Source organism: Knoellia sp. AC549 (assembly GCF_979258975.1).
This window is the reverse complement of the sequence record NZ_OZ409890.1, coordinates 1190769-1204173: the sequence shown is the minus strand read 5'-3', so window position 1 is coordinate 1204173 and position 13405 is coordinate 1190769. Positions and strand designations below refer to the sequence as shown.

Sequence of the window (13405 nt, the reverse complement as noted above, 5' to 3'; positions counted from 1 at the left end):
AACGGCGTCAGCGCGCGCGGCGCTGCAACCGCTCCATGTCCTGCACGAGCACGGCGCGGGCCTCGAGCTTGAGCCAGCCCCGGGTCGCGAAGTCCGCCAGCGCCTTGTTGACCGTCTCGCGAGAGGCGCCGACGAGCTGCGCGAGCTCCTCCTGGGTGAGGTCGTGGCTCACCATGACGCCGCCGTCGATCGGACGACCGAAGCGCTCGGCCAGGTCGATGAGGGCCTTAGCGACGCGACCGGGGACGTCGGTGAAGACGAGGTCCGCGAGCGACTCGTTGGTGCGGCGGAGGCGCCGGGCCAGTGCGGCGAGGAGCGTGGCGGCCACGCCCGGACGCTCCGCGAGGAAGGACTTGAGCTGGTCGTGCGTGAGGCCCACGATCTGGGTCTCCGCCACGGCCGTCGCGGTTGCCGTGCGAGCGCCCGGGTCGAAGAGGCTCAGCTCGCCGAACATCTCGCCCGGGCCGAGGATGGCGAGCAGGTTCTCGCGACCGTCGGGGGAGGAGCGGCCGAGCTTGATCTTGCCCTCGCCGATGACGTAGAGGCGGTCGCCGGCGTCGCCCTCACGGAACAGCACGTCACCTCGCTCCATGTGCTGCGGCGTCATGGACGCGATCAGGCTGTCGGCGGCCTCGTCATCGAGGGCCGCGAAGAGCGGGGCTTTGCGCACGACGTCGTGATTCACGGGGCTCAGTGTGCCACGGTGGGTGCCCGCAGTGCCGCCCCTCACGGCCGCATGTGACGGTCAGCACCTCGCCGTAGGGTGAGGTTCGTGCCTGCCTCCACCGCCTCGTATGCCGCTGAGTCACCGGTCGCGCGCACGCGCCGGGCCCGCAAGATCTACCGTGCGCTCTTTGACCGCTATCCCTATGCCCACGCCGAGCTGGACTTCGAGACGCCGCTCCAGCTGCTGCTCGCCACGGTGCTGTCGGCCCAGACCACGGACGTCACGGTCAACAAGGTGACGCCGACGTTGTTCGCGCGCTGGCCCACGGCTGAGGCGCTCGCGGCCGCCGACCGCACCGAGATGGAGGAGGTGCTCAAGCCGACCGGGTTCTTCCGTGCCAAGACCAACTCGGTCATCACGTTGAGCCAGGCGCTGGTCGACCGGTTCGGGGGCGAGGTTCCGCCGCGGCTCAAGGATCTCGTGACGCTGCCCGGTGTCGGCCGCAAGACGGCCAACGTCGTCCTCGGCAACGCCTTCGGGGTGCCCGGGATCACCGTGGACACGCACTTCGGCCGGCTGGTGCGCCGGTTCGGCTGGACCGAGGAGACCGACCCGGTCAAGGTCGAGCACGCGATCGGCGCGCTCTTCCCGCGCAAGGACTGGGTCATGCTCAGTCACGTCCTCATCTTCCATGGCCGACGGACGTGCCATGCGCGCCGACCGGCCTGTGGGGCCTGCCCGGTGTCGCAGTGGTGCCCGTCCTACGGCGAGGGCGAGACCGACCCGGTCGTGGCGTTGAAGCTCCTCAAGTACGAGCTGGCCCCCGGGGCCGAGCTGCCCGACCCGCCACCCGGGCCTCTGCCGGGGGAGCAGCGCGTGGTCACCGCGTGAGTGCACCTCGCCCCGCCTGGATGGGCCAGGTCCTCATGGCCGTCGGGGAGCGGCTGCCTCCGGCGTTCTCGACCTTTGCGCCACCCGCGGACCCCGATCGACGCTCGGCCGTGCTCATGCTCTTCGCTCCCTCGGCCGATGGCGGCTGCGACGTCGTGCTGACGGCTCGCTCCCGGGACCTCCGCGCGCACCCGGGACAGGTGTCGTTCCCCGGGGGCCGGGTCGACCCGAGCGATGCCGGGCCGGTCGAGGCGGCGTTGCGCGAGACCGAGGAGGAGGTCGGGGTCGACCCCGCGAGTGTGGACGTCGTCGGGGCGATGCCCGCCCTGTTCCTCACCCCGAGCGGCAACGCCGTCACGCCGGTTCTCGCGTGGTGGCCGACACCGGGTGAGGTGCGGGTGGTGGATCCGGGCGAGGTCGAGCGCGTCGAACGGGTGCCCGTCGCCGAGCTGCTCGACCCGGCCCGTCGGTTCACGGTCGCGCACCCGTCGGGCTATCGCGGACCCGGCTTCGAGGCCGGTGGCCTGTTCGTCTGGGGCTTCACGGCGCTGTTGCTGGGGGCCGTCTTCGACCTCGCCGGGCTGACGCGGGAGTGGGACGAGAGCGTCGAGCGGCCGATCCCGGAGCACGTGCTGTACGACTGGAGGCGCAACCGCGCCTGAGTTCGGGGGCCAGACGGCTGCGTCCGCAACGGTGGTCGAGAGGCGACCAGGATTTGCGGACGCGGGCGGACGGCATACCTGGTCGTCCGCAAAGGTGGTCGGGTAGGCGACCAGGATTGCGGACGCAAGTGGTGGGTCAGGACTTGAGGGTGGCGATCGTCTGCTGGGCCTCGGCGAGGGCGCGCGAGGGCGCGGGCTTCGCCTTGGCCAGGGCGTTCTTGCCGAGAAGTGCGAGGACCCCGGCGACGAGGAAGAGGACCAACGTCACGATGCCGTAGCTCGCCGAGATCGGCAGCCAGATGTCGAGGACCCGGGCCAGGGTGTGGAACAGGAAGATCAGACCGAGCAGACCGAGGAAGGCTGCGCCGCCGAGCAGGCCGGCACCCTTGCCCATGACCTTGGCGCCTGCAGCCACCTCGACCTTGGCCAGGGCGATCTCGCTGCGGACGATGCCCTGCACGTCGTGGGTGGCGTCGGCAACGAGCTGGCCGATGGTCCGCTCGGGTTGGTTTTCGGTTGTCATGCTGCTCACCTTTGCAGGTCGTGAGGGTCGGTGCGACTTCCCCCGACCCTATCGAGTCGTGTCGGGCCCGTGGGACTTGTCCATGCCCGAGGGGTCCTGGTAGGCGTCGGGCACCCCGTCGGCGTCATGGTCCACCTGGTCCTCGAGGTGGATCCGGCGATAGACGGCGTTGCGCCGACGGAGTACGACCGCCGCCAGGATCGCCGCCACGACCGAGCCGACGATGATGGCGAGCTTGGCGTGCTCGTCGCGGTCGGACCCGGGGCCGAAGGCGAGTTCACCCACGAGCAGCGACACCGTGAATCCGATGCCGGTGAGCAGCGACAGCCCGACGACGTCGCTCCAGGACAGGTCGTCGTCGAGCTCGGCCCGCGTGAACCTGGCCATGACGAAGGTGCTGCCCAGGACCCCCACGAGCTTGCCCAGGACGAGCGCGAGGACGATGCCGATCGCTACGGGATCGCGCATCGCATCACCGAGACCGCCGCCGATGACCGTCACCCCGGAGGCGAAGAAGGCGAAGACCGGAACCGCGAAACCCGCAGACAAGGGGCGCAGGCGGTGCTCGAACCGCTGCGCGACGTCAGCCTCCGCGGGCAACGTGGAGATGGTCGGGACGCTGGCACGCGGCTTGACCGGCACGACAAGACCGAGCAGCACGCCGGCGACGGTGGCGTGAATTCCGGACGCGTGGACGAGGGTCCAGGTCGCGAACGCCAGGGGCACGAGCAGCCACACCAGGACGATCCGGCGCTGCACGAGGAAGGCGAACAGGCCCAGCGGGAGCAGGGCCAGGAGCAGGGGGAGGACCTCGAGGCCCTCGGTGTAGAAGATGGCGATGATCGTGATGGCGATGAGGTCGTCGACGACCGCGAGGGTGAGAAGGAAGGAACGCAGGCCAGAGGGCAGGTGTGAACCGATGACGGCCAGCACGGCGAGCGCGAAGGCGATGTCCGTGGCCGTCGGAATCGCCCACCCGCGCAAGGCTGCTGAGTCGCCCCCGGCTGCCAGCACGGTCATGGTGAAGAAGGTGGCAGGCACTGCGACTCCGGCAGCGGCCGCGATCACGGGGACGGCGGCCTTGGCCGGGGTTCGGAGGTCTCCGACGAGGAACTCACGCTTGAGCTCGAGTCCCGCGACGAAGAAGAAGATGGCGAGGAGGCCATCGGCAGCCCAGTGACCGAGCGACAGCTCGAGGTGCCACGGCGCGTAGCCGAACTCGGCCTCGCGCAGATCGGTGTAGGCCTCACGCCAGGGCGAGTTGGCCCAGACGAGGGCAGCCACAGCAGCGACGAGGAGGATCGCGCCGCCCACGGTCTCGGTGCGCAGAGCCTTGGTGACGAGCTGGGTCTCGGTCCAGGTCGGACGGCGGAAGAGGCGGTCCGGTTGCCTGCGGGTGGTCATGGGGCCCTTTCGGGGGTCGGCAGCACAATTGCCGACCAGACTTCCCGGCGCACCTGCGGCCAGCCTACCGGGCTCAGGAATTGACCCGTGCAGGGGAGGACCGCAGCCGGCCCCGGTTGGCACACTGGTGACCCCACCCGCACTCCGGCCCAGCAGCACCACAGCCATCACAGCGAGGGACGAGACACACGTGAGCACGACACCGGCACAGGCCGATCCGAACTATCCCCGACCACAGCTGGTCCGGAGCCAGTGGCAGGACCTCTGCGGCGAGTGGGGCTTCGCCTACGACGACGACGAGCGCGGCCTGACCGATCGGTGGATGACCGACGGCGGTGCCTTTGACCGGAGCATCACGGTCCCGTTCCCGCCGGAGTCCACGCTGTCCGGCATCGGGGACACGACACCTCACTCAGTGGTCTGGTACCGCCGGGCCGTCGAGCTGGATCGGCCGCAGGAGGGAGAGCGTCTCATCCTCCACTTCGGCGCCGTGGACTACGCGGCGCAGGTCTGGCTCAACGGGACCCATCTCGGTGGTCACGAGGGTGGCCACACGCCGTTCTCCTTCGACGTCACCGATGCCCTGGTCGACGGCGACCAGGTGATCACCGTCCGGGCCGAGGACCACGCCGACGACGTGACGCAGCCCCGCGGGAAGCAGGACTGGCTCGAGGAGCCGCACGGGATCTGGTACCACCGCACGACGGGCATCTGGCAGCCCGTGTGGGCCGAGGTGGTCCCCGCGGCAGCCGTGACCGAGCTCCACTGGACCCCTGACGTCTCGCGTGCCCAGGTGCGCGTCGAGGCGACCCTGTCCCGGGTCCCGGTGTCACCGGCGCGCGTCCGGGTCCGTCTCACTCTCGGAGAGGAGCTCCTGGCCGAGCAGACAGTGCTCGTCATGGGCAGGCACCTCGCGTTCGTCGTGGCCATCCCCGCGGCGCGCCACGCGCAGCACCTCGGCCGTCTGCTCTGGTCACCGCACAACCCGCACCTCATCGACGCGGTGGTCGAGCTGCTCGAGGACGACCGCGCGATCGACACCGTCGGGTCCTACTTCGGCTTCCGCAGCACCGGCATCGAGGACGGTCGCTTCGTCCTCAACGGCGAGCCCTGCTTCCTCCGACTGGCACTCGAGCAGGGCTACTGGCCGCAGTCGCACCTCGCCGCGCCGAGCGGTGACGCGCTACGGCGCGAGGCCGAGCTGGTCAAGGAGCTCGGCTTCAACGGCATACGCATCCATCAGAAGGTCGAGGACCCGCGCTTCCTGGCCTGGTGCGACCGGCTCGGTCTGCTCGTCTGGGCCGAGATGCCCAGCGTGATCGAGTTCGCCCCGCGAGCGGTGGAGCGCCTGACCAAGGAGTGGCTCGAGGTCGTCCGGCGGGACCGGAGCCACCCCAGCGTCGTCACCTGGGTCCCCCTCAACGAGAGCTGGGGTGTCTGGGACATCGCCGAGGTGGCGGAGCAGCGGCACTACGCCACGGGCCTCTATCACCTGACCAAGGCGCTGGACGGCACCCGACCGGTCATCTCTAACGACGGTTGGGAGCACACCGAGAGCGACATTTGGGGCGTGCACGACTACGCCGCACACGGTGAGGCGCTCACCCGGCGCTACGACGGGCCGGAGGCGGTCGGCCGCGTGCTGGGGGACAGACGTCCGGGGCCCAGGCGGGTCGTCCTCGGCGACCCCGTGCACCGTGGTCAGCCCGTCGTCCTCACCGAGTTCGGAGGGTTGAGCTTCTCCCCGAGCTCCGGAGAGAAGTGGTTCGGCTACTCGACGGTGGAGTCGTCGCAGGAGCTCGAGGACCGGCTGCGCGGCCTCGTCGGCGCGATCCTCGACAACCCGGAGCTGGCCGGCTTCTGCTACACCCAGCTGACCGACACCGAGCAGGAGCGCAACGGGCTGCTCACCGACGACCGGCAACCCAAGCTTCCCCGTCGAGGTGATCCACGAGATCCTGACCAGACCCGCAGCGGCCATCCCGACGGAGGAGATCGACGCCAGCCGGCGGGCTGCAGGGTCGACTGCCGGCGTCGTGGTGAGCGAGGACTGACCGGCCGGTCCCCCGGGCGTGCGGCGGGCCGCCGAACTGTGGGTGAACAGCCGTCGGTATGCCGTGTGCTCGTCACTCGTGGTCCATGTCGCCGCGCGACGATGGTCGTCATGGCGTACCCCTCGCAGGTCGGCCCACTCGCCATCGCCCATCGCGGTGGCGCAGGACTCGCGCCCGAGAACACCTTGGCGGCGTTCGCCCGGTCCACGGCACTCGGCATCCGCTACCTCGAGACCGATGTCCGCCTCACGAGCGATGGTCAGCTGGCGTGCTTCCACGACGAGAGCCTGGACCGGGTGACCTCGGCGCGGGGTCCGGTGCGCCACCGCACGATGGCACAGCTGCGCCGCCTCGGTGTGGGTGGCGAGCCGATCGTGACGCTGACCGAGGCGCTCGAGGCCTTCCCCCACTCGCGCTTCACGGTGGACCTCAAGGAGGCCGCGGCGATCGAGCCGATGGCGAGGGTGCTCGCACAGCGCTCGGTCGGCGAGCGGGTGTGCGTCGCCGGGGCATGGGACGGCTGGCTGAGCCGCCTGCGTGAGCTGGCGCCCCACGCGCACACCGCGCTGGGGTGGCGCAGCCTCACGACTCTCATCTCCTGTGCCCGGGCCGGCGTGAGCGCGCCGCGGTGGGTGCGGACGGCCGAGTTCGCACACGTGCCCGTGTCGCTCGGCCGGTTGCCGGTGTTCGTCGACCGGCTCGTCGACAAGGCGCACGCGCACGGCATACGGGTCATCGTCTGGACCGTCGACGAGCCGACCCTCATGGATCGGCTGCTCGACGCCGGAGTCGACGGCATCATCACCGATCGCCCAGACCTGTTGCGGGAGAACTACATTCGCCGAGGCATCTGGGAGCCGATGCCGACCCTCACGGTCGAATCCACCCCGCGCGCGGCCGGCTGACCCAGCGAGACATGGGCGTCTGTCCGACGCCGCTGTCCGATCGGGCAGTGCCATCGGACAGTCCCGCCGGAGTCGTTGACCCTCGCCAGTGACCTGCTTACGGTCACGCCATGACAACGACCGTCACCACTCGCCGCTGGTTCCTCGGGCTCATGGGAGTGGGTGGCGTGTCCGCCTGTCTGCCCATGGCACACGCGTCGGCGTTGTCGCCCCTCGGGGTGCCGGTGGGGATTGCCGCGCCGGAGGGCTGGCTCGACGGCGACGAGGTGGCGCAGACCTACCACCGGGCCCTGCTGCGCCACACGCGGTGGTCGGAGACGCAGTGGGACGCCGCGGCCGGGCACTACCGGCGGACCGACTTCGGCTTCGCGGTGGTCCTCGGGCACGCGGTGCTGCTCACGCGCGGCGGTTTCGACGCCGCCGAGGCCGGGATCGACGAGGCGACGCTGCGCTCGCGGACGCTGGCGACCCTTCGGCACTTCGCGGCCTCGAACCGCAACGTGGGTGGGACCGAGTGGGGTCGCACGCTCTTCTTCGACACGACGTTCCAGCTCTACGTCCAGCTCGCTGCGCGCCTCCTGTGGGACGAGCTCGACGAGCAGACCCGCGAGCACATGCAGGCCATCGCTCTCGAGCAGGCCCAGTTCACGACGGCACTCGGGGCAGGCAAGGACCCTGCATCCGGTGGCTGGACGACGAACGGTCTCAAGGGCGGCTGGGTCGGTGACACCAAGCTCGAGGAGATGGGCGTCTACGCCCAGGCCATCGCGCCCGGCCTGGCTTGGGGGTCCGCGGACCCGCGCTGGCAGGACTGGTTCGCGGCCTACGGCCGGTGGAGCCGGAACGAGGGCGGCCTCCCGCAGGCGGACGCGGCGAACCCAGCCCTCGTGGACGGCATTCCCGTCCTCACCAACACGGCCCAGAACGTCTACGACTCGTTCGTCGCCGAGAACCACGGCTCGTTCGGTCCGCACTACCAGTCGGAGCTGTGGCGGACGTCCGGGCGCAACGCCGCCCACTTCATCGTGGCCGGGCGCCCGTTGCCCGAGGTGCTGTTGCAGCAGCCCAACGGCGAACCGTTGTGGGACAGGATGGTGGGCTTCATGAGCGACGCCGGTGAGCCGCTCATGCCCCTCGTCGACGACCGCGAGCACCTCTACGGTCGCGACGTCATCCCGCTCGCGTTCCTCGCGCAGGTCCTCGGCGACCGGGCGGCGGCGCGCTCGGAGGCCGACCTCGCCGACCGGTTGCTGCCCTACCTCGCCTACCCGCCGGAGTGCCGCCTGACGAAGTTCTCGGGCGAGCCGAAGTACGAACCGGAGGCCCGGGCCGAGGTGGCGATCAGCTTCCTCCTGCACGAGTGGCGCGCTGCGCAGGGAGAGGCGGTGACCCCGCTGACCTCCGCGGAGCTGTATGCCGCGGGGTCCGGTGCCGTGGACCTGGGCACCGGCCCAGGGATCGTCTCGCACCAGAGCGCGAAGGCCTGGGCCGGCGCCGTGAGCAAGGCCGGCTTCGTCAAGCTGGCCTGGCAGCCAGATCACGACGACTGGTTCTTCAATTTGGGCGGGGCCTCACCGATGTATCTCCCGCGCACCAACCTCGGCGTCACCGGGCGCAGTGTCCGGACGTATGCCGCGGCACGAGACGGGTACGACGCCTCCGTCACGGTCCTGACCCTGGGAGCCGCGGGTCGCGTCGCCCTCGCCACTCTCCCCGGTGGCGAGGTCGTCATGACCAGCTCCGGTGTCGTCGACCGTGAGGGCACCTTCGGCCTGCACAACCTTCGGATGCCCGGGGTGCGTGGGCTCGACGGGACGCGCACCTTCGTCACCGCCGACGGGGCCGTCGACGCCGAGGCAGCCGACGTGCAGGGGCCGCTCCCCGGTGGTGTGGCGCGCCGCGAGGTCCTCGACCTGCCCGAGAGCGTGACGGCACGCCACGTCCGCATGCTCGGTGTCACCCCGGACCCGACGTACGGCTACTCGATCGTGTCGTTCGAGGTGCGCTCGGGCGCGGATGGGTCAGATCTCGCGGCTCGGCGTCCCACGACGGCGTCGTCGTTCGACACCGGTCGCGATCCGGCGTTCGCGACCGACGCCAAGGTGAGCACGCGGTGGGCCGTGTCCCGGGCCGACCGCCCGCGTGCCGACAGCTGGCTCGCAGTCGACCTCGGCGCCCCCACGGAGATCGGTCAGGTGACCATCGACTGGGAGGCCTCGGCCGGGCGCGCCTACGTCGTCCAGACGTCCGATGACGCGAGCACCTGGACGACACGCGCGACCTACCCCAAGGTCCTGCGGAGCTCGGGCTGGGTCGGCATCGACGACCGCGTCGGGTTCCTCGTGCGTGGGTCGCAGAACCCGATCGAGGTGGGCGGGAGCATCCTCACCCTGTCGGCAGGACCGGCTGCGGGCAGTGCCGGCATGGTCGTCGAGGGACTGCCGGACGTGCGCTCCGCCGACCTCGCCCGCATCGCCGACGAGGCTGCGGCGGCGGCTCCTCGCCCGAGCGCCCCCGGCATCACCGCGTCGCTCGTGGGTGGGCTGCTCAGCGTCGTCAACCTCACCGCCGACACCGTTGACACCGACATCACCATGGCCGTCGACGGCGAAGTGCCCTGCTTCGAGGGCACGCAGGAGGTCACGTCCTCGGGCTCCGTCCTGCGGCTCTCCGTCGCCGGGAAGCTCGGGCGTCGTGCTGGCGCCTCGCGCCACCATCACCGCCGTCGACGGCGGCCAGCCCGCGTCGGGACTGGTCGTCACCGTCGAGGACGCGGTCACCCTGCGTCTGCAGGGCATCGACGGCCAGGTCGACGTGGTGTTCGCCAACGGCCAGCGACGACGGGCCACGGTCGGGCGGGACCGCACCACCACGATCCGTGTGTCCGGCGCGGCGTACCCGATCGACGACCTCGCGATGACCCGGCAGACCTACCCGACGTCGCCCCTGCCGCCCACGATGACCTCGCCCGCCGCCGCCGTGGACGGCGACCCCCGGACGGCTTGGGAGGTCACCGGATCCGGCCGCATGGTCGTGGACCTCGGGTCTCGGCTCGCGCTCGGCGAGGCAGTGGTCGACTGGGGAACCGCCCCGGGCACCGCCACGGTGGAGGTCTCGGACGACGGCCTGGAGTTCCGTCGCGTCGGCCGGGTCGGGCCGGGTGTGCAGCAGGGCGCAGTCGGACTGGACACGTCAGCTCGCTACGTAGCCCTCGACGTCGCGGCTCCGGGACGGTCGGGCAAGCGCGTCACAGTCGTGTCGCTGACGGTGACGTCCGGCTGAGTGCAGACGTCGGATGCTGCGGTGTTCGCGCCGACAGGGTCGGTGCGCCCGCGGCATACGTCATGGTCCGCGGCTGACGAGCCGGCCTCGAGCGCGAGCGAGTCAGAGGTTGGTGAACCGACCATCCATAGGTGGTCGGCTCACCAACTTCTGCATCGCTCGGCGTCGAAGCTGGGCTCAGCCGACCTTCGGTGAGAAGAGGCGGGGGAGCAGCTCGACGGTCGTCGCCCGCAGGTCGTCGAGCACCCCGTCGACGCCGGCGATGTGCCGGAGCAGCGCCCGTTCGAAGACGCCGTCGAGCATCGCGTAGGCGGTCGGCCCGGGCACCGTCAGGTTTGTGTCGCTCAGCTCGGCGTAGCGCACCAGCACCCGCTGGATCATGCCTTCGAGGGTTGCGTCGATCTCGAGGACGTCGCGACGCAGCGACTCGTCGAACATGCTCTGGGTGCGCAGGTCGTACCAGAGGCGGTGCATCGCAGCGTCGTCGACGATGGTCTCCGCGAGCTTGGCGGCGAACCCGGCCACGAGCTCGTCCGGGGTCATGGACGAGCCGATGACGCCGTCATAGCGGGTGACGCACGTGGCCTTGTAGCGGCGCACGCTGGCGATGATGAGCTCGGCCTTGTCGCTGAAGTAGTAGTGCACCACTCCGTGGCTGAAGGTCGAGTTCGCGGCGATCTCGCGCAGCGAGGTGCGCGCGACTCCGAGCTTCTCCGAGGGTGACCAGGGCCGAGTCGACGAGCTCGTCACGTCGCTTGGCTGACTTCTTGGCGCGGTTGCGCCCCGAGTCGGCCGCGCGGCTGGACGATCCGGCGGCTCCGGGGGTGACCAGGGACTCGGTGGGCATGGGCGCCACTCTACGGGTCACCAAGATTTCTGAACAGTTGGTCTTGACGAGTGTCAAGAGTTTGAGCAAGGGTGAGGTCACGGCCTCTCGGGGCCGGGGTCCGCCCATCGTCGTGATGGACCCGGGCCACCTCCGTCTCTCTCCAGAAGCGAGAAGCCCATGACCTCGATCGACCTGACCGGTCGCACCGCCCTCGTCACCGGTGGGGCCCAGGGCCTCGGCGAATGCATGGCCCAGGCGCTGGCCGCAGCCGGTGCCAGGGTGATGATCGCCGACCTCCAGGAGTCGGGCGCCGAGACGGCCGCCGCCCTCGGTGACGGCCATGGCTTCGTCAAGCTCGACATCACCGACGACGACGCCTGGGAGGCAGCAGTCGCCACGACCATCGAGCAGCTCGGCGGCCTCGACATCCTCGTGAACAACGCCGGCGTCGAGATCACCTCGCTCTTCACCGAGATCAGGGCCGAGGACGTCCGCACCATGCTCGACGTCAACATCCTCGGCACCACCCTCGGCATCAAGCACGGCCTGCGCGCCATGCGACCCGAAGGCGCTGCCGGCAAGGGTGGCTCGATCATCAACATCGCCTCGGTCGCCGCCACCATCGCCTTCCCCGGGATCGCCGTGTACTCGGCCACCAAGTCCGCAGTCGACCGGCTCACCCGCGTGGCCGCCATGGAGGCCGGCAAGCTCGGCTACGGCGTTCGCGTCAACTGCATCTACCCCGGCCTCGTCCCCACCGCCATGGGTGCCGGCCTGGCCAACGACGTCGCGGAGCTCGGGCTCTTCGAGTCGCCCGACGCCGCCGTCGCCGCCGTCATCGACCTGACGCCCGGCGGCCGCCTCGGGCAGGTCGACGACATGGCCGACGCCGTCGTCTTCCTCGCCTCTGACGCCGCAAAGTTCATCACCGGTGCCGGCCTGCCCGTCGACGGCGGCATGGGGATGTGAAGGACGCCTCCGCCCACCGTGCGCGACACGCCGCGGTGGGCGGACGGCATACGTGAGTTCCGTTCTCTCCCAGCATGAAAGGCACACCATGAGCGCCAAGCCCGTCGTCGTCTACGGAGCCTCCGGCTACACCGGGCGGCTCATCTGCGAATACCTCCGTGAGTACGGCGTGCCGTTCATCGCCGCCGGCCGCGACGAGGACCGCCTCAACGACTCCATGAGCTCGCACGTCGCTGGCATCGAGACCGCCGACTACGAGGTCACCGTCGTCGAGCACGACGTCGAGGCCCTCACCAAGCTCTTCCAGGGTGCCAAGGTCGTCCTCAACACCGTCGGGCCCTTCAGCAAGTGGGGTCCGCCCGTCGTCGAGGCGGCGCTCGCGGCCGGCGTGCACTACACCGACACCACCGGCGAGCAGGACTGGCTCATCACGTGTGACGAGACGTGGGGCGAGGCCTTCGCCGACAAGGGGCTGTTGCTCTCGCCGGGCATCGCGCAGATGTACACGACCGGTGAGATCGCGGCCCAGGTGGCGCTCGAGAAGCCCGGCCTGGACACCCTCGACATCGCGGTCTTCTGGGGCGGCAGCCCGACGATCGCCTCGACGCAGACGATCCTCGTCAACGCCGCCACCTCGGCCGCGCACTACCTCGAGCAGAACCAGCTCGTGGAGTTCGATGCGGGCGCCGGACTCGTGCCGCTCGTCGTGCCGGGGCAGCACGAGCTCGCCCTGTCACTCCCGTGGGGTGGCACCTCGCACCCGATCTGGTTCCGGCGCGACCCGCGCGTGGCCAACGTCAAGGCCCAGGGCGGCGTCTTCAACACCGCGCTCATGCACGGAGTGCCGCAGATCGTCGCCGCCGCGCTCGAGGCGACCAAGGACATGTCCGAGGAGGACCGCGACGCCGCGCTCACGGCGACCGCGGCGCAGGTGATGAACCAGATGCCGCCGCGTGAGAACCCCCGGGTCAACAAGTCGCTCGACTCCGTGCACGCCTCCGGTCCGCTAGGCCGGGCGCACTGCGTCATCCACGGCAACAGCAACTACAAGCAGACGGGGTTGCTGCAGGCCTATGCGGCCTACAGCCTCTTGCAGGCGCCGCCGAAGCGCGTCGGGTTCGCGTCGGGCTGCCAGGCGTTCGGGCACCGCGAGCTCCTCGGAGTGCTCCGCACGTTCGGCCTCGTCTCGGAACCCGTTCTCACAGTTCAGGACTGAGCG

General features: G+C 70.4%; 10 protein-coding genes. 6 read left to right on the top strand and 4 right to left on the bottom strand.

The genetic code is table 11. The features are described from left to right. Positions 1-7: 7 nt before the first annotated feature. Positions 8-685: a Crp/Fnr family transcriptional regulator gene (locus ACZZ98_RS05815; protein WP_463515357.1), complete on the bottom strand. Its 678-nt coding sequence runs from the start codon at positions 683-685 to the stop codon at positions 8-10. 87 nt (positions 686-772) lie between these two features. Between ACZZ98_RS05815 and nth the strand changes: the two genes are divergently transcribed. Both nth and ACZZ98_RS05805 read left to right on the top strand, forming a co-directional pair. Continuing rightward, positions 773-1558, top strand: a complete 786-nt coding sequence (nth, locus tag ACZZ98_RS05810; RefSeq protein WP_463515356.1) for an endonuclease III — start codon at positions 773-775, stop codon at positions 1556-1558. Further along, positions 1555-2220 (top strand): NUDIX hydrolase, encoded by a 666-nt coding sequence (locus tag ACZZ98_RS05805; RefSeq protein WP_463515355.1) that lies wholly within the window; start codon positions 1555-1557, stop codon positions 2218-2220. The genes nth and ACZZ98_RS05805 overlap by 4 nt, the downstream gene beginning before the upstream one ends. A 136-nt stretch (positions 2221-2356) precedes the next feature. Here ACZZ98_RS05805 and ACZZ98_RS05800 read toward each other — a convergent pair whose 3' ends face one another. Then, the gene (locus ACZZ98_RS05800) at positions 2357-2743 is read right to left on the bottom strand and encodes a phage holin family protein (protein WP_463515354.1); all 387 of its coding nucleotides are present in this window, start codon (positions 2741-2743) and stop codon (positions 2357-2359) included. Between the two features lie 48 nt (positions 2744-2791). Further along, entirely contained in the window at positions 2792-4147 is a 1356-nt protein-coding gene (gene nhaA / locus ACZZ98_RS05795; protein WP_463515353.1) for a Na+/H+ antiporter NhaA, read from the bottom strand. 190 nt (positions 4148-4337) lie between these two features. Between nhaA and ACZZ98_RS05790 the strand changes: the two genes are divergently transcribed. Both ACZZ98_RS05790 and ACZZ98_RS05785 read left to right on the top strand, forming a co-directional pair. Continuing rightward, the gene (locus tag ACZZ98_RS05790) at positions 4338-7106 is read left to right on the top strand and encodes a glycerophosphodiester phosphodiesterase family protein (RefSeq protein WP_463515352.1); all 2769 of its coding nucleotides are present in this window, start codon (positions 4338-4340) and stop codon (positions 7104-7106) included. Between the two features lie 110 nt (positions 7107-7216). Next, on the top strand, positions 7217-10465 hold the full coding sequence (locus tag ACZZ98_RS05785; RefSeq protein WP_463515351.1) for a discoidin domain-containing protein: 3249 nt from the start codon (positions 7217-7219) through the stop codon (positions 10463-10465). 100 nt (positions 10466-10565) lie between these two features. On the opposite strand, the gene ACZZ98_RS05780 is transcribed toward ACZZ98_RS05785, so the two are convergent. Next, entirely contained in the window at positions 10566-11138 is a 573-nt protein-coding gene (locus ACZZ98_RS05780) for a TetR/AcrR family transcriptional regulator (protein WP_463515350.1), read from the bottom strand. Between the two features lie 256 nt (positions 11139-11394). On the opposite strand from ACZZ98_RS05780, the gene ACZZ98_RS05775 reads away from it, so the two are divergent. After that, on the top strand, positions 11395-12186 hold the full coding sequence (locus ACZZ98_RS05775) for an SDR family NAD(P)-dependent oxidoreductase (RefSeq protein WP_463515349.1): 792 nt from the start codon (positions 11395-11397) through the stop codon (positions 12184-12186). Positions 12187-12274: 88 nt separating this feature from the next. Then, entirely contained in the window at positions 12275-13402 is a 1128-nt protein-coding gene (locus tag ACZZ98_RS05770; RefSeq protein ID WP_380085948.1) for a DUF5938 domain-containing protein, read from the top strand. Positions 13403-13405: the final 3 nt, after the last annotated feature.

Bases quoted from the DNA above. Each gene is read 5' to 3' on its own strand.
- ACZZ98_RS05800 (WP_463515354.1), bottom strand. From the start codon at position 2,743: ATGACAACCGAAAACCAACCCGAGCGGACCATCGGCCAGCTCGTTGCC.
- nhaA (WP_463515353.1), bottom strand. From the start codon at position 4,147: ATGACCACCCGCAGGCAACCGGACCGCCTCTTCCGCCGTCCGACCTGG.
- ACZZ98_RS05785 (WP_463515351.1), top strand. From the start codon at position 7,217: ATGACAACGACCGTCACCACTCGCCGCTGGTTCCTCGGGCTCATGGGA.
- ACZZ98_RS05775 (WP_463515349.1), top strand. From the start codon at position 11,395: ATGACCTCGATCGACCTGACCGGTCGCACCGCCCTCGTCACCGGTGGG.
- ACZZ98_RS05770 (WP_380085948.1), top strand. From the start codon at position 12,275: ATGAGCGCCAAGCCCGTCGTCGTCTACGGAGCCTCCGGCTACACCGGG.